Annotated in this window: 22 protein-coding genes and 1 tRNA gene; 14 read left to right on the top strand and 9 right to left on the bottom strand. The window is 52.7% G+C overall.

Translation table 11 applies throughout. The features are described 5' to 3' along the window. The first annotated feature begins 34 nt into the window (after positions 1-34). On the top strand, positions 35-856 hold the full coding sequence (locus E0F26_RS10335; protein WP_279241580.1) for a PhzF family phenazine biosynthesis protein: 822 nt from the start codon (positions 35-37) through the stop codon (positions 854-856). Here the strand turns inward: E0F26_RS10335 and E0F26_RS10330 are convergent. Together E0F26_RS10330 and E0F26_RS10325 are read right to left on the bottom strand one after the other, a co-directional pair. Further along, positions 853-2,625: a DUF885 domain-containing protein gene (locus tag E0F26_RS10330; protein ID WP_279241579.1), complete on the bottom strand. Its 1,773-nt coding sequence runs from the start codon at positions 2,623-2,625 to the stop codon at positions 853-855. The genes E0F26_RS10335 and E0F26_RS10330 overlap by 4 nt on opposite strands. Positions 2,626-2,656: 31 nt before the next feature. After that, positions 2,657-3,808: an acyl-CoA dehydrogenase family protein gene (locus tag E0F26_RS10325; RefSeq protein ID WP_279241578.1), complete on the bottom strand. Its 1,152-nt coding sequence runs from the start codon at positions 3,806-3,808 to the stop codon at positions 2,657-2,659. A 72-nt stretch (positions 3,809-3,880) separates the two neighbouring features. On the opposite strand from E0F26_RS10325, the gene E0F26_RS10320 reads away from it, so the two are divergent. From E0F26_RS10320 to E0F26_RS10300, 5 genes are all read left to right on the top strand, one after another. Next, positions 3,881-4,759, top strand: coding sequence for a phytanoyl-CoA dioxygenase family protein (locus E0F26_RS10320; protein ID WP_279241577.1), 879 nt, complete (start codon positions 3,881-3,883; stop codon positions 4,757-4,759). A 53-nt stretch (positions 4,760-4,812) separates the two neighbouring features. Then, positions 4,813-6,243: an aldehyde dehydrogenase family protein gene (locus E0F26_RS10315; RefSeq protein WP_279241576.1), complete on the top strand. Its 1,431-nt coding sequence runs from the start codon at positions 4,813-4,815 to the stop codon at positions 6,241-6,243. A 35-nt stretch (positions 6,244-6,278) separates the two neighbouring features. Further along, the gene (gene glpK / locus E0F26_RS10310) at positions 6,279-7,769 is read left to right on the top strand and encodes a glycerol kinase GlpK (RefSeq protein ID WP_279241575.1); all 1,491 of its coding nucleotides are present in this window, start codon (positions 6,279-6,281) and stop codon (positions 7,767-7,769) included. Between the two features lie 311 nt (positions 7,770-8,080). After that, positions 8,081-9,427, top strand: a complete 1,347-nt coding sequence (locus E0F26_RS10305) for an aminotransferase (RefSeq protein WP_279241574.1) — start codon at positions 8,081-8,083, stop codon at positions 9,425-9,427. Between the two features lie 16 nt (positions 9,428-9,443). After that, positions 9,444-10,526 (top strand): glycosyltransferase, encoded by a 1,083-nt coding sequence (locus E0F26_RS10300; protein ID WP_279241573.1) that lies wholly within the window; start codon positions 9,444-9,446, stop codon positions 10,524-10,526. 53 nt (positions 10,527-10,579) lie between these two features. Here the strand turns inward: E0F26_RS10300 and pspF are convergent, their stop codons facing one another. Further along, entirely contained in the window at positions 10,580-11,590 is a 1,011-nt protein-coding gene (gene pspF, locus E0F26_RS10295) for a phage shock protein operon transcriptional activator (protein WP_279241572.1), read from the bottom strand. 204 nt (positions 11,591-11,794) lie between these two features. Between pspF and pspA the strand changes: the two genes are divergently transcribed. Genes pspA through E0F26_RS10270 form a run of 5 tightly spaced genes read left to right on the top strand, consistent with a single transcriptional unit; the run spans position 11,795 to position 14,357 of the window. Next, positions 11,795-12,490, top strand: a complete 696-nt coding sequence (gene pspA, locus E0F26_RS10290; RefSeq protein ID WP_279241571.1) for a phage shock protein PspA — start codon at positions 11,795-11,797, stop codon at positions 12,488-12,490. Beyond that, entirely contained in the window at positions 12,483-13,145 is a 663-nt protein-coding gene (locus E0F26_RS10285) for a GIN domain-containing protein (protein ID WP_279241570.1), read from the top strand. The genes pspA and E0F26_RS10285 overlap by 8 nt, the downstream gene beginning before the upstream one ends. A 53-nt stretch (positions 13,146-13,198) precedes the next feature. Then, positions 13,199-13,615, top strand: coding sequence for a hypothetical protein (locus tag E0F26_RS10280; RefSeq protein ID WP_279241569.1), 417 nt, complete (start codon positions 13,199-13,201; stop codon positions 13,613-13,615). 32 nt (positions 13,616-13,647) lie between these two features. Continuing rightward, a complete protein-coding gene (pspB, locus tag E0F26_RS10275) occupies positions 13,648-13,893 on the top strand; it encodes an envelope stress response membrane protein PspB (protein ID WP_279241568.1) in 246 nt (81 codons plus the stop codon). Then, entirely contained in the window at positions 13,890-14,357 is a 468-nt protein-coding gene (locus tag E0F26_RS10270; protein WP_279241567.1) for a PspC domain-containing protein, read from the top strand. Before pspB ends, E0F26_RS10270 begins: the two co-directional genes overlap by 4 nt. Here the strand turns inward: E0F26_RS10270 and E0F26_RS10265 are convergent. After that, positions 14,354-15,856: an amidohydrolase family protein gene (locus E0F26_RS10265; protein WP_279241566.1), complete on the bottom strand. Its 1,503-nt coding sequence runs from the start codon at positions 15,854-15,856 to the stop codon at positions 14,354-14,356. The genes E0F26_RS10270 and E0F26_RS10265 overlap by 4 nt on opposite strands. Before the next feature lie 96 nt (positions 15,857-15,952). On the opposite strand from E0F26_RS10265, the gene E0F26_RS10260 reads away from it, so the two are divergent. Together E0F26_RS10260 and ppk1 are read left to right on the top strand one after the other, a co-directional pair. Further along, positions 15,953-16,777 (top strand): alpha/beta fold hydrolase, encoded by an 825-nt coding sequence (locus tag E0F26_RS10260; RefSeq protein ID WP_279241565.1) that lies wholly within the window; start codon positions 15,953-15,955, stop codon positions 16,775-16,777. Between the two features lie 75 nt (positions 16,778-16,852). Then, the gene (ppk1, locus tag E0F26_RS10255; protein ID WP_279241564.1) at positions 16,853-18,997 is read left to right on the top strand and encodes a polyphosphate kinase 1; all 2,145 of its coding nucleotides are present in this window, start codon (positions 16,853-16,855) and stop codon (positions 18,995-18,997) included. Positions 18,998-19,005: 8 nt separating this feature from the next. Here ppk1 and E0F26_RS10250 read toward each other — a convergent pair whose 3' ends face one another. The 5 genes from E0F26_RS10250 to E0F26_RS10230 form a co-directional block, all read right to left on the bottom strand. After that, positions 19,006-19,314: a hypothetical protein gene (locus E0F26_RS10250; protein ID WP_279241563.1), complete on the bottom strand. Its 309-nt coding sequence runs from the start codon at positions 19,312-19,314 to the stop codon at positions 19,006-19,008. 95 nt (positions 19,315-19,409) lie between these two features. After that, a complete protein-coding gene (locus E0F26_RS10245) occupies positions 19,410-20,285 on the bottom strand; it encodes a helix-turn-helix transcriptional regulator (protein ID WP_279241562.1) in 876 nt (291 codons plus the stop codon). A gap of 9 nt (positions 20,286-20,294) precedes the next feature. Continuing rightward, on the bottom strand, positions 20,295-21,641 hold the full coding sequence (locus E0F26_RS10240) for a pyridoxal phosphate-dependent decarboxylase family protein (protein ID WP_279241561.1): 1,347 nt from the start codon (positions 21,639-21,641) through the stop codon (positions 20,295-20,297). An 84-nt stretch (positions 21,642-21,725) separates the two neighbouring features. After that, the gene (locus E0F26_RS10235; RefSeq protein WP_279241560.1) at positions 21,726-22,943 is read right to left on the bottom strand and encodes a multidrug effflux MFS transporter; all 1,218 of its coding nucleotides are present in this window, start codon (positions 22,941-22,943) and stop codon (positions 21,726-21,728) included. After that, on the bottom strand, positions 22,940-23,293 hold the full coding sequence (locus E0F26_RS10230) for a hypothetical protein (RefSeq protein WP_279241559.1): 354 nt from the start codon (positions 23,291-23,293) through the stop codon (positions 22,940-22,942). Before E0F26_RS10230 ends, E0F26_RS10235 begins: the two co-directional genes overlap by 4 nt. Before the next feature lie 114 nt (positions 23,294-23,407). On the opposite strand from E0F26_RS10230, the gene E0F26_RS10225 reads away from it, so the two are divergent. Next, positions 23,408-23,484, top strand: a tRNA-Arg gene (locus E0F26_RS10225). Positions 23,485-23,605: the final 121 nt, after the last annotated feature.

The following is a 23,605-nucleotide window of genomic DNA, read 5'->3' as shown; positions in this document are numbered from 1 at the left end:
CCAGAGTATGGCATTGGCTTGTTGGAATTGATAAATGACTGCTGTTAACGAGGTGCCAGTATTAGTCGTTAATGCCTTTACCCAGAGCGCCTTTGGTGGGAATCCGGCGGCTGTCGTCGAGACAAAGCAACCGCTCTCTCCGACGATAATGCAGTCTATCGCCGAGCAACATAATCTAAGCGAAACCGCTTTTCTCGTCAGCCAAGGAGACGATCACTTTCGCCTGCGTTGGTTTACGCCAACGGACGAAGTGCCGCTGTGCGGTCATGCGACCTTAGCTGCAGCGTTTGCACTCGATTACTGGGATCACTGGCAAGGCACGCGATTAACCTTTGATACCGCCAGCGGTCCGCTTTTCGTAACGCGCGAATCAGGACGCTATCTTATTGAATTTCCCGCCGTCCTCATGGTTGAGATTGAAACGCCGCCAAGACTGGCCGAAGCTTTGGGTGTCAGCGTTTCCCGCAGCTTCCAGCCTATTCAGGGGGCATGGCAGATGGTCTGCGAGCTCGAAGATGAAACAGCGGTTAGAGACTGTTCGCCTAATTTTGAAGCGCTTATGTCAGCGACTTCGATGGGAGTGAGCGTAACGGCGGCGGGGTCAGACGTTGACTATGTATCACGTTTTTTTATTCCGCAGCTGGGCGTTAATGAAGACCCCGTTACGGGATCAGCCCACTGTCAGCTCATACCTTTTTGGTCGCAACGCTTGTCACGAAGTCAGCTGCGCGCGAGACAAATCTCGGCGCGCGGTGGCGAAATAGAGGGTTGGCTAAAGGGTGATCGTGTCGTGCTGGCCGGACATTGCTCGATGTTTTCAGAGGGAAGATTGTTTCTTCCCTCTGATTCCATTTAAAGCTTCCTTTTTTCTTGTTCGATCCAGCGGGTCATTCTTACTTCAAGCGCATCCAGCGGAATAGCTCCGACCCCAAGTAATTCATCATGGAATGCGCGTATGTCAAAGCGCTCACCAAGCTCTTGCTCAGCCAAGGCACGAAGCTCCAGCATTTTGAGTTGCCCAATTTTGTATGCCAGAGCCTGCCCAGGCCAACCAATATATCGATCGATTTCATTAATAATATCGGCTTCGGTCTTCGCGGCATTGTCCTTGAAGTAGTCGATCGCCTCTTGCCGAGACCAACCGAAATAGTGAATACCTGTATCGACGACCAAACGGACGGCTCGCCACATGTCATAAATGAGTTGCCCGTAACGGGAGTAGGGGTCCTCATAGAGACCCATGTCATAACCCAAGCGTTCGGAATACAGTCCCCAGCCCTCTATAAAGGCGGTGACACTGCTGTTTCGCCGAAACTCAGGAAGCCCCTCAATTTCCTGCGCGAGGGCTATCTGTAGGTGATGGCCCGGTACGCTCTCATGAACGGACAGTACTTCTATTTCGTACTTTGGGCGGACTTCCGGCTTGTACAGATTGACGTAATACCAACCGGGACGACTACCGTCGAGTGCCGGGCGCATGTAGAAGGCGGTCGTGGTGTCAGGTGCTAGCTCCGGAGCAATGGGACGCACGCCATACGGCATGCGAGGCAGTTGTCCAAATAGCTTGACGAGTTGTGGATCGAGGCGCTTTGAGACCGCTTGATAGCCTTCAAGCAGTTCCTCCGCCGTCTCGTAGTAAAACTGTGGATCGCTTCGAAGAAAGTCATTGAAGGCATTGATATCACCGTCAAATCCTACTTCCTCGATAACCTCTATCATCTCACCGCGTATCCGAGCGACTTCAGCCAGACCCACATTATGGATCTCCTCTGGGGTCATATTTGTGGTTGTGAAGTGTCTCGCGAGCATGGCGTAGACTTCCTTTCCGCCGGGCAGCGAGCCAATTCCTGGGTGCGCTCGACTATTAGGAAGGTACGTCTCTTCGATGAAGGCTTTGAACTGTGCGTAGGCCGGGATTAACTTATTTTCGATGATGTCCGCTGCCTGTGCCTGCAGCTCCTCAGCGCGCGATGGCGAAATCGAGTTGGGAAGGGTTTCGAAAACACCCCAAAAAGGACTCTCTTGTGGCTTCTCAACAATGAGCGCATCGAGTTGCTTGGGAATTCGCTCAATAATGATTCGCGCTTGCGTGCGCTGACGGTCTGCCCCTTCTTCTAACAACGCCTGATACTGCGACAGTTGCTCGGGGAGCTTTTCCAGTCGAGCTAACCAATCGATGTAGTCGGTCTCAGTCGCCATGGGAAGCCGCTCGACCATGGTGTAGCGGTGCTGTGGACCGCTACGCATGTTTAACGCAATCAAATGCAAACCGTTTTCATACGATTCGACCTCTTCTTGCAAGGCAGTTTTCAGCATTCGCTGGTTAAGCTGCGCCGTTGGACTCAAAGACGACGGATCAATACGTGACAAATCAGCAATAAACGCTTGAGTGTCGGCATTGCGCTCTTTGAGTACGTCGGCGCTTAAATCGGTCCAGCTCTGATTGCCGGACATGTCACCGTATTCACGACGGTATTCAGGGTATTGCTCGAGGACCCAATCCCAGTGATTGCTAATAATCGCGTCCAAGCTCTCGTCAGACGCCTGCGTAATGGCCGCTTGTGTGACAAGTGATGCGATAAAAAAAGCCGGCAAAAAGAGCCGGCTCAGGGGTAAGTAGTTCATGAGAGTTTCCGCAGTCGAGTGGGGCGCGATGTTAGTCTCGACCCAGTATGGATCGAGCGACTAGTTCGCGCATGATTTCAGATGTACCGCCATAAATCGTCTGGATTCTCGCATCGACATAGAAGCGAGATATCGGGTATTCCGTGGTGTAACCGTAACCTCCAAACAGCTGAAGGCACTGATCGGCCACGTCACACTGCATTTCACAGCTTGCCAGTTTCAGCATGGCGGCCTCATCGGTAGTGAGCTCGTCAGTGGCATATTTAAGCGCGCACTGTTCGTAAAATGCCCGATTAACCGCCACTTGTGTTTTGACATCGGCCAGCTTAAAGCGAGTGTTTTGGAATTGACCGACCTTCTGTCCAAACGCCTCGCGTTCTTTAACGTATTCGATCGTGATATCCAGTGCGCCCTCCGAGGCGGCAACGGCTTGGGCTGCAATACCAAGGCGCTCACGGGGCAGCTCATCCATCAGAATAGCGAAGCCCTTGTTCTCCTCGCCAAGCAGCGCGTCTGCAGGCAGGCGAACATCCGTGAAGAACAGTAGGGCTGTGTCCGACGCATGCTGGCCGATCTTGTCAATTTTTCTCGATTTTTCAAAGCCCGCCGCATGCGCGTCAACGAGGAATAATGATGTGCCTTTTGCACCCTTACCGGGGTCAGTAATCGCCGCGACGATAACGAGATCAGCGTGAATGCCGTTTGTGATGAATATCTTTGAGCCATTGAGGACCCATTCATCACCATCGCGGACCGCGTTGGTTCTGATGCCCTGTACGTTAGAACCTGCACCTGGCTCGGTCATGGCAAGCGCACCGACGACATCACCTGTGACCATGCGCGGCAACCAGTGCGCTTTTTGCGCCTCTGTGCCGTGTCGGCTCAGGTAGGGCGCAACGATGTTGGAGTGAATTCCGTAGCCCGATGCAAACCCACCAAATCCCATTCGAGACAACTCTTCGATCATGGCGAGGGTGACGTGAGGCGTTGCTCCTGCACCGCCGTATGTCTCATCGACATCAGGGCAGAGAAGGCCCGCGGCGCCAAGGGTATTCCACAATTGGCGAGGGACCATGTGGTCTTGTTCCCACTCTTCGTAGAACGGCGTTATCTCTTTGTCAAAGGCGCGGCGCGCCATGTCGCGAAATAAGGTGAGTTCGTCTAAGTCTACTGCTTGATTCACGTTTGAAGCCTCAGTATGTTGGTTTGTCTTAGTATGAATTAAAGCGGCGCGTCGCACCAACTCGAGATAATAATGACAGCCATTCATCACGCCACTCCATCGTCTGAACACGTTCAGGCCGTGTCACCTTGGTTAACGCAGGAGGCTTTTTTGACGGCACTGCGTGATGTCCACGATTGCGGCTATGCGGTGATCAAAAATGTGATGAATGAGAGCGAGGTCGAGGCGTATCGCAAGGTGTTGCATGCGCACATGGATCAGTCCCCTACAGGGCGTAATGTCTTCGAGGGCACAAGGAGTCATAGGCTCTACGCACTGCTAGCGAAATCGCCCATGTTTGCTGACATGATTCAGCATCCATTGGCAATGGCATTCGCCGAGCACTTCCTCGGATCAAGCTGTCTTTTATCGGCTTGCCTCTCAATCAACTTGCACCCGGGTGAAACGGAACAGCCTTGGCATACCGACGATAGCCACATTTCCATACCTCAGCCACATGATATCTTCGGGATTTCTGCGTTCTGGGCCCTAGACGACACTGACGAGCACAATGGCGCGACGGAAATTCTACCGTTCAGCCATCGATGGACCGGCAGTGAAATCGAAGGCAGGTTAAATGATGCGCATTTCTCACAGCGTGACGACTTGGATGCGAAGGCAACTCAAAACTCGGCCGCAGTAAAAGCCCAAATGCCGGCTGGCTCAGTCATGATTATGCGCGGGGATACCTGGCACCGAGGTGGTGCCAATCATTCGGAACAGGACCGTATGATCGTGACGCCACAGTACTGCGCTGGCTGGGCGAGACCGCTTGAGACCATGTTACTCGCTGTGCCGCCTGAGAAAGCAGCAAACTTCCCCAAGCGGACGCAGGAGCTTTTGGGGTATTCGATTCACACACCATTTATGGGTTATGTCGACGGGATGCATCCGAGCCGAGTTCTACAGTAAAGTTAACTACATTATTGATAACGTCAAAAACGTCGTAAGACTGGAGAAAAACAATGCGTGACTACACAAAGTTCTACATCAACGGCTCATGGGTCGAGCCTACTGCCAACAACACGCTGGCGGTCGAAAATCCGGCGACACTAGAGCAGTGCGCAACGATCGCCATTGGGAATGATTCTGATGTCGACACGGCGGTTGCAGCCGCAAAGGCCGCGTTTGAAACCTTCAGTCAGACCTCGGTTGAAGAGCGCGCAGCGCTCCTTGATAAAATTGCCGAGATTTATATGGCGCGGATCGGCGACATCGCTGAGGCGATTCGTGAGGAGATGGGAGCTCCGATCTCTTTGGCCTCCACCGCCCAAGCCTATGCGGGTCTCGCGCACATCACTGAAGCGGCAAAAATCCTCCGTAATTTTGCTTTTTCAGAAGACTTGGGTGCGCACCGCGTGGTTAAGGAGCCTATTGGTGTATGCGGTCTGATCACACCGTGGAACTGGCCAATGAATCAGGTTACCTGCAAAGTGGCACCGGCCCTGGCTGTTGGATGCACCATGGTCTTGAAGCCGAGTGAGGTCGCTCCACTGTCGTCGTACATCTTTACCGAAATCATGCATGAGGCGGGTGTGCCAGCGGGCGTTTACAATATGGTCAACGGGGACGGACCCGGAGTCGGCACAGCACTTTCAAAGCATCCAGACGTCGACATGATGTCATTTACCGGCTCGACACGTGCGGGCTCATTGGTGGCTCAGAATGCAGCGCCAACGGTGAAGCGTGTAACGCAGGAACTCGGTGGTAAGTCACCCAACATCGTGCTTGATGACGCTGACTTGGAGGCGGCGGTTACTCGCGGTGTACTGCATATGTACAACAACACAGGACAGTCATGTAACGCACCTTCGCGGATGTTGGTTCCGCGTGGACGGCTCGCAGAAGCGGAGCAAATTGCGGCGGCTGTCTCGGAGACCGTTGTTGTCGGCGATACCGCCAACAAAGACACCACTATGGGTCCCGTCGTCTCGAAAGTGCAGTGGGACAAAATCCAAGGGCTCATCCAGAAGGGTATCGATGAGGGGGCAAAGCTGGTTTGCGGCGGTACGGGTCTGCCCGATGGCGTCGACGCCGGGCATTATGTGCGTCCAACCGTATTTTCGGAGGCCAACAACGATATGACGATTTCTCGAGAGGAAATCTTTGGTCCCGTCCTAACCATGATCCCTTATGACAGCGAAGAAGAAGCCATTCGCATTGCTAACGATACGCCCTATGGACTCGCTGGATATGTTCAAAGTGGCGATATGGACCATGCGCGCGCTGTGGCGGGCAAGATTCGTGCGGGAAATATACACATCAATGGTGCAAGCGGTGGCCCCGATATTCCGTTCGGGGGTTACAAGCAGTCGGGTAATGGTCGAGAGTGGGGCGCGCATGGCTTCACCGACTACCTCGAGATTAAAGCCATTGAGGGCTATACCGCGGCCTAAATCAGTCGGTATTCAATCGTTTTTGGAGGTGTGGTGTGTCTGACTTAGTACTGGCGATAGATCAGGGCACCACGGGCTCTACGGTTGCGTTAATGAATGCTGAGGGTCAATTACTGACCTCGGTAAACCATGAGTTCCCTCAAATTTTTCCTCAGCCTGGCTGGGTTGAACACGATCCTGAGGCGATTTGGGATTCCGTTCTTAAAGGCTTAAAAGCCGTCTTTGCGGACGGCCTATATGCTGTTGAGAACGTTGCGGCTATCGGTATTACCAATCAGCGTGAGACCGCTGTTTTGTGGGATGCGCAGACAGGCAAAGCGATCCATAACGCCATTGTCTGGCAGTGTCGTCGAACTACCGATGTCTGTGAGCAACTTAAGGCAGACGGCCATGAAGCACTGATTAAAGCCCGCAGTGGTTTGGTGCTTGATCCCTATTTTTCAGCGACAAAGTTTAAATGGCTACTTGATCATGCGCCGGATGCCCAGCGGCTACTCGAAAAGGGCCAACTCCGTGCAGGGACGATAGACAGTTATTTAATTTGGCGGCTGAGCAATGCAAAGGCCCACAAGACGGATGTCTCTAACGCTTCGCGCACATCGCTAATGGCGCTGGATAGCCTTAGTTGGGATGACAGGCTGTTGTCCATTTTTGGTGTCCCCCGCACGATTCTGCGTGAAATTTGTCCCTCGAGTGGCCGATTTGCCGTCACTGAGTGTGTGCCGGGGTTACCCGACGGTGTCCCTATCTCGGGGGTTGCCGGCGATCAGCAATCGGCGCTCTTTGGTCAAGCTTGTTTTGCTGTAGGTGATGCTAAATGCACATTTGGGACCGGGTCTTTTATTTTAATGAACGCGGGTGACGCACCCGTTGCGTCAAATAATGGCTTACTCAGCACGGTTGCTTGGCAGCGCGAAGGTCAGCCGGCCGTGTATGCCCTTGAGGGGGGCGCGTTTGTCTGTGGTGCGGCTGTGCAATGGCTACGAGATCAGTTGGGGATTATCGCGACGGCTCCTGAAGTTGAAGCATTGGCGCAAAGCGTCAAGGACGCGGGCGGTGTTGAATTTGTTCCGGCCTTGGCGGGGTTAGGTGCTCCGTACTGGGCGCCCGAGGCGCGGGGTATGTTGTGCGGTTTGACGCGTGGTTCGGGCCGGGGAGAGATCGCCAGAGCGACGCTCGACGCAATGGCACTACAAAACGCCGATATTCTTAAGGCAATGGAACAGGATATCGGGGAAGCCATGCAGTCGTTAAAAGTTGACGGGGGAGCCTCGGCTAATAACTTTTTGATGCAACTTCAGGCGGATTACTTAAACCGCGCTATAACGCGCCCCGAGGTGATAGAGACGACCGTTGCCGGAGCATGCTTCCTGGCGGGCTTGGGTGAGGGTGTGTGGCGTTCAGAGACCGATGTGACAAACGTCTGGCGCTCGGATAAATCCTTCAATGTTGAAATCACGGAAGAGGAACGCGCCGCGCGATTTTCATCATGGCAATCGGCGGTTGCCAAAACGCTCATAAATTAGGTGATGCGAAAACAGCAAGCCTCGATGACTTGTCTGCGTGGTCGACATAAGTGGCGCGAGGTAAAGCCTGATAGTCTGGCTTTATTGCGCGGGGAAGTTGTCATGCGACAACGTTGTGAGCGTTGCGGTAAAGAGCGAAACAAGGCCCGTTAAGCGCTGTCTTATCGATGCAATCTCCGTGGAGTGGTCGCGACAAAAGCACCCCCACTGTGTACTATTTTTTCATCGGGAAGGTGAGTCAAACTAAAGTCTGTCTCAACGGTTAAGACGCTAAAGCAGGTCAAAGTAAAAGCGTCAAAGGGGAAGCTGCAATGACATCCATGTTATATCCAACCACCAATCCGTCTGCCTCTGAGCAAATGGTCGTCGCACGCGGCGAAGGTCCTTACATTTTTGATCGCAATGGTAAGCGCTACCTAGAGGGTATGGCGGGGCTTTGGTGCACCTCACTGGGTTATGGCAACGAAGAAATTATCGAGACCGCTACACAGCAGATGCGTGAGCTGAGCTTTAGTCACATGTTTGGTGGTAAAACCCACGACAGTGCAATGAAGTTGGCTGACAAGCTGGCCCGCATGGTACCAATGAAGGATGCTCGGGTCTTTTTGGGAAACAGTGGTTCCGATGCGAACGATACATTGGTGAAACTGATTCGATACCACGCTACGGCAACGGGCCGACCCGAGCGCACAAAAATTATTGCGCGCGACAAGGGCTACCACGGCGTCACAGTGGCTTCGGCGTCGTTGACAGGCATTCCAACAAACCATAACCACTTTCAGTTGCCGTTCGACGCGCTCGGCGTTATCCGCACAGGCTCGCCGCACTTCTACCGCGGCGCGATAGCCGGCGAAAACGAATCCGATTTTGTGGCCCGTCGTGCTGCAGAGCTCGAGGCGCAAATACTTGAAGCAGGTCCGGATACGATAGCGGCGATGATCGCCGAGCCAGTGTCTGGGGCGGGAGGCGTACTCATTCCACCGCCTGGTTATTATCAAGCGATTCAAGCGGTTCTGGATAAGTACGATATAGCACTGTGGGATGATGAGGTTATCTGTGGATTTGGGCGCCTTGGCGCTGATTTTGGTGCCAATGCTCTCGAGATGCGCCCTGAGATGATGGTGTTTGCTAAAGCTCTGAGTTCTGCCTATGTCCCCGTTAGTGCGGCGGTTGTAAGTGGAGATTTTGTCGAGGCGGTTGAGAGTGCAGCTTCCGATATGGGGGTCTTTGGGCACGGCTATACCTATAGCGGACATCCGCTCGGCTGTGCTGTGGCACACAAAGTACTTGAGATTTACGAGCGCGATCAGATTTTCGAACATGCGGCGGAGGTGGGGCATTACCTTCAAGAGAAACTGCAAGCGTTTGTTGACCATCCGCTCGTGGGTGAGGTGTCAGGCAAGGGCATGATTGGTGCACTCGAACTGGTTGCGAACAAAGAAACCAAGCAGGCTTTCGAGGGTATGGCCGTTGGTGCGTACTGCGCAAAAGCCGCAGAGGCCGCGGGGCTCATTGTGCGGCCGCTAGGCGGAAACAGAGTCGCTCTTTGTCCGCCGCTTATTCTTGAGCGTGAGCACGTTGATGAGCTTGTCGACAAGCTGACCATTGCGGTTAATGCGACGCTGGAATTTGCGAAGCAAGAAAAACTCCTGGCATAACCCGATCAATTTTGCTGTGAAAATCCTTCACATTGAAGCTGGTCGTTTTCTTTATGGCGGCGCACAACAGGTCTCTTGGCTCATACACGGGCTGGCAGCGAAGGGCGTTCAAAATGTGCTTGTCTGCCCGGAGGACGGTGCAATCCAGCACGCCGTTGCCGAGGGGACGCGTGTTCACGCCATTCCCATGAAAGGCGATTTAGATGTCGGCTTAGTTCTTAGGCTCCTGTCGATAATTAGAGCCGAGGCACCTGACCTGATTCATATACACAGTCGTCGCGGTGCCGATATTTTTGGTGGCATTGCCGCGCGAATGGCGGGCGTTCCCTGTGTGCTGTCACGCCGGGTTGATAACGTCGAGCCGCGCTGGTGGGCACCGCTCAAATATAGGCTCTATGACCGAGTAATTGTCATTTCAGAGGCGATAGGTCGGGTGCTGGTGGAATGCGGAGTGGACGCCCGTTCTATTACAGCAGTAAGAAGCGCTGTTGATTCCGACAGCTACAACCTCCCCATTGAAAGGTCGTGGTTTCAGGAAGAATTTTCTTTGCCCTCGGATGAAATGACCTTTGGCATCGTTGCGCAATTAATCCCCCGCAAAGGTCACCGCTACCTGCTGGAGGTTCTTCCGGAGTTACTTGTTGCTTATCCAAATCTTCACGTCTTGATTTTTGGTCAAGGCCCTCTTGAGTCTGAACTGACACAGGCAGTGCAACAGCCTGATTTTGATGGTCGCGTTCAGATGGTTGGCTTTCGCAATGATTTGCGACGAGTGATGCCTAATTTGTATGCGGTGATTCATCCAGCGGAGAAGGAAGGGCTCGGAGTGGCGCTGCTGCAGGCTTCCGCTTGCGCGGTTCCAGTCGTTGCCGCGCGTGCCGGTGGTATTCCCGAGATTGTGCGACATGATGAGAATGGACTTACATTCGACGTTGGTGACGTTGGAACGCTAAAGCAGCATTTGGCGCATCTACTATCTGACCGCGGCTTACGAGACAGGTTGGGTGTAGAGGGGCGAAGATTAGCAACCTCTGCGTTTTCTATCGATGCGATGGTAGAGGGCAATCTCGCGGTGTATAAATCGCGTCTCGAAGTCTGATCTATCGACCGTTTCGTTGTCGATGACAGGCGTGCCTTGTCGATACGTTGTTTTCAGGAGCGGCTCGCTCGCGTGCGCAGCCCATGCTTTCGTATAAGTCCGCGTATCTGGTCATAGCTTAGACCCAGCTGCTCAGCGGCCCGCTTTTGATTTTGACCGCTGCGTGTCAGCGCTAATGAAAGCCAGGCCCTTTCTTGCGCCTCGAGGGCTTTGCGTAAATCGCTGGGTATTGCGGCTGTGGCCTCGTTCTGTTCGGTAGTCTGAGTGGGGTTTAGGCTGTTTGTCGTTTGTCCGCCAACGTCAAAGGGATCAATGACGAGCTTCTGAAGGCGGGCGCCGTCATCACCTTGACGATGGAGCGAGCGTTCAATCGTGTTTTTGAGTTCTCTCACATTGCCAGGCCAGGGGTAGGTATGAAATGTCTCAAGGACTTCATCTGAGAACCCGGGGAAGTGGTACCAGCCAAATTCAGACGCGAACCGTATGGCATAGTGTTCGGCTAGGAGATGGACGTCATGGCCCCGTTTTCGCAGTGGAGGCATGTGCACGACGTCGAAACTGAGGCGGTCGAGTAAATCCCAACGGAATAAACCTTCCTCGGCCATTTGCTTTAGATCGGCATTCGTTGCGCCGACAATTCGCACATCCACTTTTATCGTATCGGACCCGCCAATTCGCTCGAGCTCGCCATATTCGATCACTCGTAGCAGCTTTTCCTGCAGCGCAAGTGGCATGGTGCCCAGCTCATCGAGAAAAAGGGTGCCTTGATTTGCACGCTCGAATCGGCCGGCGTGGCTTTTTCGCGCCCCTGTAAACGCGCCTGGCTCGTAACCGAATAATTCGCTGTCTAGTAAGGTCTCAGGTAATGACGCGCAATTGAGCTTTATGAAGGGGGCTTGCCACCGGTGGGACAGGAAATGCAGGCGATTAGCCGCGATCTCTTTGCCCGTCCCTCGCTCCCCGATAACCAGAATAGGCCGATCGATGGGCGCCAGGTTCGATAAGTGATCGAGTGCATGATTAAGAGCGACACTCTCTCCAATAACGTTCTGAACGTCTGCCATAACTCTCAAATTTGGGTAATTTACGCCTTATTAAAGGTTATTTTAACCACCTTCAAAAGGTTTTAAAAGCCTTTAAAGGTGTTATTTGATGTGGTGCTCTGTTTCGTCTGCCCGTTAAGCCGCTGATTTTTATTGAAAAATCATTGCTGGCTTAGTTCTCGCAAACACTGCACTGAAAATCGCTAAACGCTTTAGGAAAACACTATGGGTATTTTTTCGAGACTCTCGGACATTATTAACTCTAATCTCAACGCGATGTGTGACAGCGCAGAAGATCCTGAAAAGATGATTCGGCTGATCATTCAAGAGATGGAAGACACATTAGTAGAGGTGCGCTCTGCTTCGGCCAAGATCCTCGCTGATAAGAAAACTCAGGAGCGGCAGTTACGCGCACTCCGAGGACAAGCAGTCAATTGGGAAGAGAAGGCTAAATTGGCACTCTCCAAGGATCGAGAAGATCTTGCGCGAGCGGCACTCAACGAGAAGCGTCGTATAGAGACTGATGCCGTAGCGCTCGAGGATGAACTGGTGCTGGCGGATGAGCACATTCAACAGCTGCATGACGAAGTAGGCCAGCTCCAGCTAAAGCTGGATGACGCCAAAGCGAAGCGAAAAGCCATCCTAATGCGCGCGGACTCAGTGACTCAGCGTCGGAGAACCCAGCATCAGATTCACCGTACTCACCTTGACGAAGCATTCGATCGGTTCGAGCGTTTCGAACGCCGGGTTGATGGTCTGGAAGGTGAGCTAGATGCCATGAATCTTGGAAGAGGGAAGCCCAGTCTTGCCGATGAGATTGACGCCCTGTCGGAGGACGATGTGCTGAATGAAGAGTTGGAAGTCCTCAAACAGTCGATGGCAGTGAGCAAAAAAGGGGATGAGGCAAGTAACAATGCGTAATACCAACGCCATTTTATGCCTCTCACTATCCGTATCCCTATCGGCACAAGCAAATACCGAACAGTCCTTCGATGTTGAGCACTTTACCCGAGTCGCCGCCTCACAAGGTATTGAAGTCAACGTCACTATGGGTTCGTCAACTCAGGTCGTTGCAAGAGCAGAAACTGAAAAAGATTTAGAACGGCTCGAAATTGAAGTCGACCATGGTGAGCTTCGTATCAGGCGTGGCTCTTGGTCCTCCAGTATTTGGAACTGGAGAAGCTCTGGCGGTAGGGTCTCGGTAGACGTTGTTGTTTCAGAGCTGGAAGGTTTGTCCTCGAGCACGGGTGCGAGGGTAACAGCGGTTGAGGTTGACTGTGAGGAACTCTCCCTCGACGCCTCAAGTGGGAGCAGAATAGTCGTTAGCGGGGGCTGCAATGAGGTAGAGGTCGACGCATCGAGCGGCGCAGTTATCGACGCACGCGCTTTTAAAGTGGAAGTCGTGACTGTTGATGCCTCTAGCGGCGCACGTATCGATGTTTTTGCCTCAGCCAATTTCCAGGGCGATGCGTCGAGCGGTGCGAGTGTGGATGTCTTCGGTACACCAACGTTGTTTGATTCCGATACATCGTCGGGGGCACGAATTGCCCGGCGAGGCGAGCGCGAGCTTATTTAAGGTATCAATTTAAGGTGCACGTCGATTCTTCGAAAGGGTAGGTAATCAACGTTATGGAAGGTATAGAGAATATGGAAGGAGTCATGGCGATCGGTGTGGGTTATGTGGTTATCTTAACACCGGCGATCATCGTGTTTTTGGTGTTGCGCGCCCAACAAAATGCCCTCGAAAAGCGACTGGATGCCTTGGTACAGATGTCTCGAATTTCGGGTGAGGCCATCGGTGTAGACGAAATTAGTCGCTCTCTTGTAAACGCAAGGGGGAAAGGGGGGTTGCAACGCTGGGGCATTATTCTTGTTGCCACAGCGCTCGGTGTATGTGGAGCCAGCTTCTTAGGCGGGGTGGAGCCCTTATTGCTGGCCTCAATTGTCCTGGGCGCGTTAGGCTTCGGGATGCTGTTGGCAAATCGCGTTTCTGCTGTTGGCGAACCCGATGAACTAGGTGCTGCAACGGGCAAGGCCTTGTCCTAACCAACTCGGCTTTTTACAGATTGGAGAAGTAAGTGAGTTTTTTTGAATTTATGTTTGTCCCCATGATCGTATTTCTCACGATCGTAGTGCCCATATGGATAACACTGCATTACCGGAGCCTCAATAATTCAAGTCGCGCGCTCAGTGATGAAGATCGGGAGTCGCTTGAGGAGATGCTTGAAACGGTTGATCGCATGACGGATCGCATTATAAATCTTGAAGCCATATTGGACGCGGATCGTCCTAACTGGCGAAATGAAAAGGAAGGTGGCCGATGAGTCGTAGAAACCGTAACCAATATCAAAGTTTCAATGAAGGTCGGAAAAACGGCTGGGGTATTGGGCTTTATCGGCATCCCTCAGACGGTTGGTTTGGTGGCATTTGTGCTGGGTTGGCTGACTACTGGGAAGTGCCGACGTGGGTTACGCGTTTGTCGGCCTTTGCGCTTTTCTTGTTTACCGGATCAGTCATGTTTTGGCTTTACATCGCCGCTTGGGTTCTTATTAGCAAGCGTAACTCGCGTTGGAGTGACGATGTGTACGAGGGTGAGGTTGTTCGTGAATACGACGAAGATCGCCAAAAGTATCGTAAGCGTGCTGCTTTTCGATATTCAGAAGCGCCCGGAACCCGCATGGACAGGGCGCGCGATCGGGTGCGAGACGCTGAACGGCGAGTTGCGGCAATGGAGCGTTATGTCACGTCGAATCGCTACGATCTCGACGAAGAATTCTCCAAACTTTAGCGTACCGTCGGCGCTAACAGGTGTTTCCCTGGATAGCGCCCCTCAACTTGCTCACCGTCAGTGACAACAGGGCGGCCACCAACAAGAACGTGATGGATGCCTTGCGAGGCTTTGTAAGGATCACCGTACTGGGCTTGTGGTGAGATCTTGCCGGCATCGAAGATCACAATATCCGCATCGGCGCCGACTTGAATCCGACCCTTTCTAGAGAAGTCATCAGACGCCAACGCGAGCCATTGCGCCGGCAATAGCGTAATACGCCGCAGACCCTCCATGAGCGACATGACCTTTAATTCGCGAACGTAGCGTCCGAGGAATTGAGCATAGGTTCCCGCGATGTTTGGATTGGTTTTGACGTCGATATCGAATGCGGGGAGCGCATCGGTCGATACCATCATCCCAGGCCAGGCCAGTGCTTTGAGCAGCCAGTCTTCTTTGACGTAATGGTGATTAATAGAGCTCGTTGGATAGTCGCGCTGGTAGCGCAGAAACCGCTCCTCGTCTAACCATTCTCCTGTTGGTACCCACTGAACGTCCTCATACTCGATATCAAATATCGCCCGCCAGTCGCGATTGACAAAGACATCAGCGGCAATCGAAGTACCACCGGCAAGGTATGACAAGGTCTCTGTTGTAATTCGTGCGCCGCGCGCATTGGCAGCATCAATTTTTGCTAGCCACTGTTCGATTCCACCCATCGCAGAATGAGTTATGTGGCAAATCAGCGTTGCAACCCCATGCGATTCGGCGAGGGCGATTATCTCGTCGAGACCGGTTGGATCGCCCGGCATACCGCGTCTAACGTGCACGTAGACTGGTTTGTCATATTCAGCCGCGGTGGCGAATATCATACTCAGTTCACTCTCGCTGACTGCCTCGGTCATGTAATCCAAGAGCACGCCAATCCCTAGGCCGCCTAGGTCTAGGCCATTGCGCAAGTGTTTGCGCATCGCTTCGACTTGAGCCGACGTTGCTTGCTTGCGCCACATATCGCCACCCAACGTGATGAAGCCGGTTTCATCGAAGAAGTAGCTTTGAGATGCGCCCTCCATGACGAGCCCGCGAATAGCGAAGTGTCCGACTGATGACCCGTAATGCAGTTGTGCGCCGCCGCGATACTGATAGCCATAGCTTGTAGGTGGATAGGACCCAGCCTCTAGGTCAAGCTGAGTTGTGATGCCGTCTAAAACGCTCAAGTGCTCACCGAGGCGGGTCGGGGTATGCGAGTGGATGTCGATAAACCCCGGTGCGACGATGAGACCTTGAGCGTCAATGAGTTGCTTACCCTTTATGTTTTCGCTTGTTATTCGCGCAATTTGACCCTGTTGAATGCCGACATTGGCCACACGGTCGGTTTGCGTCTCTGGGTCCATGACCCGACCATTCATCACAACCGTATCGTATACTTCAGAGCTGTAGGTCTTGGTCTGCGCTGATGAGGAAAAGATCAAGCTGCAAAACAGCGTCGCGGTGATTAATTGGCTAGTTGACGTGCGCATGATGCCCCTGTGAGTGCGTAGTTTGAGCGGGTTATTTTTATCATTGGGCTCTGCTGATCATAGTCACTCATCGAATGTTTGTCTTGGAGTAGTGGATTGCAAACCCTGTCTTTATATTCTGCTTCTGAGGAGCCCTCAGAGCACCTCGTATTTATGCATGCTAACGGATTTCCGCCCGGAACCTACGCCTCATTACTCGATGCGTTAAAGCCGCTTGGCCGAATTAGTACCGTCGAGCACCGGCCACTTTGGCAGGAAAAGGCGCCAACCTTTTTGAGTTGGGAGGTTTATGCAGAAGACGCTATCGCGACGCTGAGGCGCGAGGTCTCAGGTCCTGTCTGGTTGGTAGGACACTCGATGGGTGGCGCAATCAGCTTACTCATTGCCCGTAAAGCGCCCGAGCTGGTAAAAGGCGTTGTGGCGCTTGATCCAGTAACCATTAATTCACCGTTTCTAACATGGTCTCGATTGGCATTTCGTCTTTGGCCGAACAAACCGCGAATGATTCAGGGTGCTCTTGGACGTCCGCATCACTTCGAAAGTCATGATGCAGCGTTTGAGTTTTATCGAGGCAAACGCGCATTTTCCGGTATAGCTGATAAGGAACTTAAGGACTACGTCATCGCCGCGCACGCCCCTACAGAGCAGGGTGTGACACTCCGATTTTCAGGTGAATGGGAGGCGTGTGTTTACCGTTCACCGCCCAGTCTTTGGTCGACCTTATCAAAATTAACGATGCCTATTCATATTCTTGGGGGTAACTCATCCTACGTGGTGACGCCAACCGTGGCAGCTCGACTGAGGGGGTACGACAACCTTTGTGTTGAGATGATGGACGCGGGCCATCTGCTTCCAATGGAAAAGCCAATCGAAACCGCCGCTTTTGTTAGTCGCGTCATCAAAATGTCACGACAAGGGTAACGATGTGTCATATTGATCCGCTAAATTCGTGCAGTTTGAGACGGAGTACGAGAAATCTCATGAGCGAGCATTGCCATGATTGATCCAATAGACGGGCGGTTAGCTGATCTCGACGAGAGATTATTCATGCCTCGAGAACTCAGTTGGCTCTCGTTTAATGCCAGAGTGCTTCAAGAAGCAGAAAACGTGGAGGTGCCGGTGATCCAGCGACTACGTTATCTGGGCATTTTCTCCAGTAATTTGGATGAGTTTTTTCGGGTGCGAGTCGCGGAAATTCGTCGACTTATTGTGGTCTCCACAGGTGGGAAGCGTCAGCGAGCGAAAGAGCTTTTAGCGACCATCCAACAGCGCATTGGCGAATTGCAACGCGAATTCGATCGGATTCAGGTGGGCGTAATGGCAGAACTTCGACGACGCCATATTTACATCACTGATGAGAAGGCTCTAACTCGGTCGCAGCTCCAGTTTGTAGAGGGCTACTTCGCTGACAAAGTGCTCCCAACGCTTGAGCCCATATTGTTAAGTGACGAGCTTGCGATTCCAGCGCTTGCGGACGAATCATTGTATCTCGCTGTCGATATGCTGACTGACCAAGGTGTGCAGTATGCGGTTATGGAAGTCCCGTCCGATGTGTTGGGACGTTTTGTAGCCATTCCGCGTGGGAAGGACCGTAAGGGTAAAGTCTATATCTTGCTGGAAGATATTATCCGCGCTTGTCTTGTGCGTGTATTTCGTGGCGTATTCGATATTCAGTCAGCGGACGCCTATTGTTTTAAATTCTCGCGTGATGCTGAAATTGAAATTGAGGCCTCGATCAACGAGAGCCTTATTGAGAAAATGGCGACCAGCTTGAAGCAGCGCCGAAAGGCCGATGCAGTCCGTTTTGTCTACGACAGCGCGATGCCAGAACCCCTCCTTGAGCACCTACGAAAACGCCTCGGCTTTGGGCGCTACGACAGTCTGATTCCTGGCGGTCGATATCACAATTCCAAGGATTACATTGGGTTTCCCAACGCGGGCCCGAAGTATCTTGAGTTTAAACCCTTTGTGCCGGCGCGCATTCCTGAGCTCGACACAAGCAGTAATATATTCAATGAATTGAGGGAGAGAGATTACCTTCTCTACTACCCCTATCACCCGTTTGACTACGTGGTGGATGTGCTGAAAACGGCTGCCATTGATCCCTCCGTCAGCTCTATCCGGATCTGCCTTTATCGGGTCGCGAGCAATTCACAGATTGTTGATGCCTTGATCAACGCGCAGTACAACGGAAAACGGGTTCGAGTCGTGGTGGAACTAGCGGCGCGTTTTGACGAGCAAGCAAATATTGCCTGGTCTGAGCGGCTGACTGAAGCGGGGATCGAAGTGATCTTTGGTATCCCGGGCTTAAAAGTCCACAGCAAACTGTTTCTAATAGAACGGATGGAGCTAGGGCACGTCGTCCGCTATAGCCATATTGGTACGGGTAATTTTAATGAAAAAACCGCTCGGCTTTATACAGACTTCACGCTTCTGACTGCAGACCCGGTCATTGGAGAAGATATCAGTCAGGTGTTTGATTTCTTGAAATACAATTACCGGCGGCCTGACTATCAAGAATTGTTGGTGTCTCCACACACCACGCGCGAGGGCCTGATAGCGCTCATAGAGGCGGAAATAGAGAATGCACGCAATGGCTTCCGGGCCCAGCTTTTTCTCAAGTGTAATAATCTCGTGGATCGTCAGCTGACACTCAAATTATATGAGGCCAGCCAAGCAGGCGTTGAAATTAAGCTCATTATCAGGGGTATGTGTTCACTGCTACCAGGGCTTGCTGGGATTTCAGAGAACATCCGCGCTATTAGCATCATCGATCGTTACCTTGAACACCCGAGAGTGTACGTTGCCTACAATCGCGGTAATCCCAAATACCTTATGGGGTCGGCAGATCTTATGACGCGTAACATTGATTATCGCGTCGAGGTGCTGTGTCCCATCCATGACCCCGCCGCACAGCGTATGCTTCAAGACATCCTTGACCAACAATGGAATGACAACGTCAAAGCGCGGGTCATTGATTCAGGTCAAGCGAATAAGATGGTGTCGTCAGCGGGGAAGGCTACGTCTGTCAGATCGCAAGAAACGATACATCGATACATCGAGACCGGTAAGCTTCCAAGAATGCCGCAGTCGGATATTCGTAAGCCCTCAGTTCGACGCAAAAAAGGGCACAAAAAGTAGCCGTTTCGTTACCTTAAGTCGTCGGTGCGCACGTTGAAGAATGGGCGTGTAATGCCATCTGTCTCAAGAAGCAGGAACTCACTGCCGTCCGGGTTAGACAGTACAACCTCCATGGGTTGAAACAGTGGTCGGCGAACGAATTTCACAAACCAGCCAAACTGCTGCTTTTGGTTCAGCGCAATGCGCTGCTCGTGGGTAATCAGGCTGGAGAAGTCGTCGGGAATAGGGGGCATGCGCATGCGTCGTTCAACAACGCCGCCCACATTCTTTGGTTGCATGTCTTCGACTGCATTCATTTCTTGACTACTTTCCTTCATAACCGCCGCAATCTTAGCAAGTTAGCGTATTGAGCAAACGATAGGTGTTGCGAGGCGTGAGCTAGTTCACAGTACAGTATGCTCAGGCGGTTGGTTCAGATCAGCCATCGACTAATGTCTTCATGGTTTGCCAGTACGATTTGCTGCGCGCGCGGATCGTCGAGTTGCTTGCCAACATTGAGGTTGAGTAGTTGCAGTAAATACGGGGCGAGTTTTGCACGCACCCGCAGGCTGAGTTGCCCAGAGCGCATGCCGTAGTCATGTGCTATGACTTCTTGTTGGTCCGAACTAAGCCGATTGTCCGGTCTGATCTCAAGCGTAATTCGGGTTTGCCAATCCTGATCGTCAGATTCCCCATAATCGCTTTGGTCCATGAGGTCGGCATCACCTCTAAATCGACTGAGAACGAAATCCCTAAAATCTTGATTTTTCTCGCACCAAGCACGTACATGCCACCGATATCCCGTCCAAACTAGGGTGTGGGGTACGATGATTCGGCCTTCTCTATCGGGGTTATTCAGCGAAACGTAGTCAACATCGATGCGTCGGGACTCTGACATGGCCCGGATAATCGGCCGAAGAAGGCTGGCGGGCACCTCGCGAAGCGGCGCGGCGATGACCTCCACCTTTGCACTGGCGACGGGAAGATCGCCGAGTATCTGCTGGACGTCGCTCTGTTGCGCGGCCATTTGCAAATACTCAGACGCCAGCCCTTGAGTAAGCGTGGGCGCAAATTGGTCCGACGGATAATAGTGTTTAGCCACCGCGTCGTAGAGTAAATCGCCACTACTGAGGCCTCGGCGGTAACTTGTGAGGTCTTTGTTCGCCTGCTGGCGACCAATGCCAAAGGTGTAGCAAAGTTGACGCGTTGTGAGTCGGCCCTCCCATAGAGCAATGAGCTCGATGTATCGATATCGGAGGAGTTGTTCCCAACGCGGATTGGTGAGTTGCGGGCGCGGTATGTCAGTCATAGCACAACGCTACAGGGTCGCTAAAATTTCCTCAATATGGGCGACAGTTGTTCTTGGGTTCACAATGCAAAATCGTAAAACGGTTTCACCTTTGTGCTTTGTTGGCGTGACAAACGATTCGCCTCGCTCAAGCTGGTCATCACTCCATTGCTTGTAATCAGTGGGTTCCCAACCGATACGGCGAAACACGCAAATTGATAAGCTTTGGTCTACTACCAGCTCTAAATGTGGATGATTACTAATGCGTGTGGCGGCCTCTCTTGCGACGAGCAGCGTCTGCTCTACCGCATCGGTGTAGGCGTGTGTCCCGTGTGTCGCAAGACTAAACCACAGCGGCAGCCCGCGCGCCCGTCGAGACAAGTGATGGGCGTAGTCGGAGGAGTTCCAGACGCCGTCGTAGACCACTTCAAGGTAGGCGCCCTGTTGTTGGTGCGCCTCGCGCGCGAGGGCGGGCGATTGGTAAATGAGCGCACAGCAATCAAAGGGCGCGAACAACCATTTATGAGGATCAACGATGAAGCTGTCAGCCAACTCCATACCGTTAAATTGATCCCGGACACTGGGTGCTGCGAGACCCGCAGCGCCGTAGGCGCCATCGACGTGCATCCAAATGTCATAGTGTTTAGCGGCTTGGCCAATACCTGATAAATCGTCAATGATCCCAAGATTGGTCGTGCCCGCTGTGCACGCGACGGCAACGAGGCGCTCTCTGTCGAGTGGACTCAGACTCTCGATGGTCTCTGTTACGTGATCTCCAGTCAGTTGGTCTCCGCCCACTTCGAGCAGGTCAGCATCCATGACATAGGTAGCTTGCTTGATCGAGGCATGCGCGCCTTTCGAGGAGATGACGAGGCCACGCAATGCATTTCGGCCCTCATTTCCTCGTCGCCATTTATGTCGAGCGGTTACTAACGCCGATAGGTTGCCCGCCGTACCACCGCTTACAAATGTGCCGCCGGACTCGGGACCAAATCCAGCAAGATCTGCAATCCACTTTAGCGCCTGATTCTCAGCGTAGGTGGCACCGGCACTTTCTAGCCAGGTCGTACCACAAATGCTGGAGGCTCCTACAATTAAATCAAACAAGGTCGCCGCTTCTGTCGGGGCTGCCGGTACAAAAGCGAGAAATTTTGGGTGGTCCGTTGAGATACATGCCGGCGCTAAAACATCGGTGAACAGGCGCAACGCTTCTAATCCACCCAATCCTTTTTCAGTAATGGTTTGGCCTGCCATGGCCGACAACTCTGCAGCGTCTCTCGGCGAGTCTAATTCAGGCGGATCCATCCGCACGCGCTCGACGCTGTATCGAACAATCGCCTGCTGAAGTACTTCCATGTCTTTGGTGAGTTCGTGCATCGCAATGCCCCCAACGAATTCAAAAAGAATCGTATCAGTAGTTTCCTGAGCTGCTAACTACCCCAGTGGGTTTACTTTGATGTTTTAGACGGGTTTTTGTTCATAACGCCCAAGTACAAAGATGCCTATTAGCGCGCCGAGTGAGCAACAGAACATAATTGCAATAGGCTCGAGCATTCGGCCACTGTAGGTGGCGCCAGCGAGTGCGCCTACGGCGGCCGAGGCTACAGAATGAATACTTCCATAGACCGCTGACGCGGCACCGGCCTTGTGGGGGTAAAGCGAGACGGCACCCATCGAGGCATTGGGTGCGATGAGTCCGACTCCAAAGAAAAAGAGCGTGGATATAACTGCCAGGAGGAGGGGCTCTGAACCTGACAGGGTCAGAGAGGTGAGCGCCAACGTCGTCGATGTTGCGCAAGTAAAAGCACCTCGGCGCAGTGTGCGATCTTGTCCCCACTTAAGGACCAAGCGCGAACTCGAGAGGCTGCCAATAATAAATCCCGCTGCGGTCATGGCAAAGACGACCCCAAAGTACTCGGTAGATACGGCAAATACATCGCGTAGAAAAAACGCAACGGTCGAGATGTACACAAAGACGCCGCAAAACGAAAACGTGCCGCTCAGCTGATATCCAATGAATGACGGATTTGATAAGCAATCTTTGAATGAGTTGAACACATCCTTCAACTTCAGTTTTTGCCGTGTATCGCTATTCGATATTTTCGCTGTTTCTTGGAAAGTCGCGAGACCAAGCAAAACGGCTGTGGCGAAAATGGCCTGAGCGACAAACGTAAATCGCCAACCCAATTCTACCGCTATCAGGGCGCCAATCGTGGGTGCAAATAGCGGTATACAAGCCATCGAGGCACTTGTTAAGGCCATGATCTGGGCGGCTCGGTCTCCTTCATAAAGATCCCGAATCATCGCGCGTGCAATGACAGCACCGCTTGCTGCTGCCGCACCTTGAAAGATCCGACCCACCCACATTGATTCGATGCTCCAGGCGAGCGAGTTCAAAAGCGAAAAAGCAATAAAGACAAAACATCCCGCACGCACGACGGGTACGCGGCCAAAACTGTCGGACAAGGGACCAAAGAAGAGTTGACCGAGGGCAACGCCGATCATGAAGAGCGACAAGGTCAATTGCCCTTCGGACACCGTGGCTACGAGCGCGCTAGACATGGCCGTTATAGCGGGAAGGTACAAGTCGGTGGAGACAGGAATGAGGGCAAGAAGCCCTGTAATAGTTGCGAGGATTAGCAGTTCGCGTTGATCGAGTCCGCGTTTAGGCTTACTCAATTTACGGTGGGTGTCTCAAGCGGGATAACGGGACACACCTCGGGGATGAAGAACTGCCCGTTCTCCAGATCCATAAGATCGAGACCTATCGCGTGTCCGTTACTGAGTACCGCGAGCCTAATCATATAGGCTGTACTCGCGTGCTTGACCTCTACCATCTGGAATGTCGTCACGCCGGCGCCAGCTTCTTCCGCCATGCGAACAGCCGTGTGTTCCATGTAAACTTTTGCTTGACCGGGTTCCATAGGGGTAAGGGAGCACTCTAAAACCTCATGTAAATGAGCTTCTATGGCTGCTTTGTTTTGGTCGGCCGTGAGCGTGGCTGAAACATAGCGTTGTTGTGTAGTCATATAGTTCCTCCCCCAAGGCGGGCGCGAGTGTACCACTAACTAAAGTTCGATGCGCTACTGGCAGTTCGCTCAAGGCATGGTAGACTTCGCCGCCTGTCGAATGTGACAGCCGCTCCGCCCGTAGCTCAGCTGGATAGAGCACCAGGCTTCGAACCTGGGTGTCGGGAGTTCGAATCTCTCCGGGCGGGCCATTTCTCTAGGGATGGCCCCTAAGCTGTTGATTTACCGTCCCAATGCTTCCTATAGTCCCCATATGGTCCTTAAAAAGTGGGGGCAAAATGGGGGTAAAAATGCCCCACATCACTGTAAAAG

It is taken from the genome of Candidatus Paraluminiphilus aquimaris, from assembly GCF_026230195.1.
GTDB lineage: Bacteria > Pseudomonadota > Gammaproteobacteria > Pseudomonadales > Halieaceae > Luminiphilus > Luminiphilus aquimaris.
Note: the sequence above shows the minus strand (reverse complement) of the source record. Positions and strands in the feature narration are given on the sequence as shown.

What these genes read in the sequence shown, in the direction of transcription:
- E0F26_RS10320 (WP_279241577.1), top strand. Translation starts at nt 3,881, where the DNA reads ATGACAGCCATTCATCACGCCACTCCATCGTCTGAACACGTTCAGGCC.
- E0F26_RS10315 (WP_279241576.1), top strand. Translation starts at nt 4,813, where the DNA reads ATGCGTGACTACACAAAGTTCTACATCAACGGCTCATGGGTCGAGCCT.
- E0F26_RS10245 (WP_279241562.1), bottom strand. Translation starts at nt 20,285, where the DNA reads ATGACTGACATACCGCGCCCGCAACTCACCAATCCGCGTTGGGAACAA.
- E0F26_RS10250 (WP_279241563.1), bottom strand. Translation starts at nt 19,314, where the DNA reads ATGAAGGAAAGTAGTCAAGAAATGAATGCAGTCGAAGACATGCAACCA.
- E0F26_RS10230 (WP_279241559.1), bottom strand. Translation starts at nt 23,293, where the DNA reads ATGACTACACAACAACGCTATGTTTCAGCCACGCTCACGGCCGACCAA.
- E0F26_RS10265 (WP_279241566.1), bottom strand. Translation starts at nt 15,856, where the DNA reads ATGCGCACGTCAACTAGCCAATTAATCACCGCGACGCTGTTTTGCAGC.
- E0F26_RS10335 (WP_279241580.1), top strand. Translation starts at nt 35, where the DNA reads ATGACTGCTGTTAACGAGGTGCCAGTATTAGTCGTTAATGCCTTTACC.
- E0F26_RS10330 (WP_279241579.1), bottom strand. Translation starts at nt 2,625, where the DNA reads ATGAACTACTTACCCCTGAGCCGGCTCTTTTTGCCGGCTTTTTTTATC.
- E0F26_RS10240 (WP_279241561.1), bottom strand. Translation starts at nt 21,641, where the DNA reads ATGCACGAACTCACCAAAGACATGGAAGTACTTCAGCAGGCGATTGTT.
- E0F26_RS10285 (WP_279241570.1), top strand. Translation starts at nt 12,483, where the DNA reads ATGCGTAATACCAACGCCATTTTATGCCTCTCACTATCCGTATCCCTA.
- pspA (WP_279241571.1), top strand. Translation starts at nt 11,795, where the DNA reads ATGGGTATTTTTTCGAGACTCTCGGACATTATTAACTCTAATCTCAAC.
- E0F26_RS10305 (WP_279241574.1), top strand. Translation starts at nt 8,081, where the DNA reads ATGACATCCATGTTATATCCAACCACCAATCCGTCTGCCTCTGAGCAA.
- E0F26_RS10270 (WP_279241567.1), top strand. Translation starts at nt 13,890, where the DNA reads ATGAGTCGTAGAAACCGTAACCAATATCAAAGTTTCAATGAAGGTCGG.
- E0F26_RS10280 (WP_279241569.1), top strand. Translation starts at nt 13,199, where the DNA reads ATGGAAGGTATAGAGAATATGGAAGGAGTCATGGCGATCGGTGTGGGT.
- pspF (WP_279241572.1), bottom strand. Translation starts at nt 11,590, where the DNA reads ATGGCAGACGTTCAGAACGTTATTGGAGAGAGTGTCGCTCTTAATCAT.
- ppk1 (WP_279241564.1), top strand. Translation starts at nt 16,853, where the DNA reads ATGATTGATCCAATAGACGGGCGGTTAGCTGATCTCGACGAGAGATTA.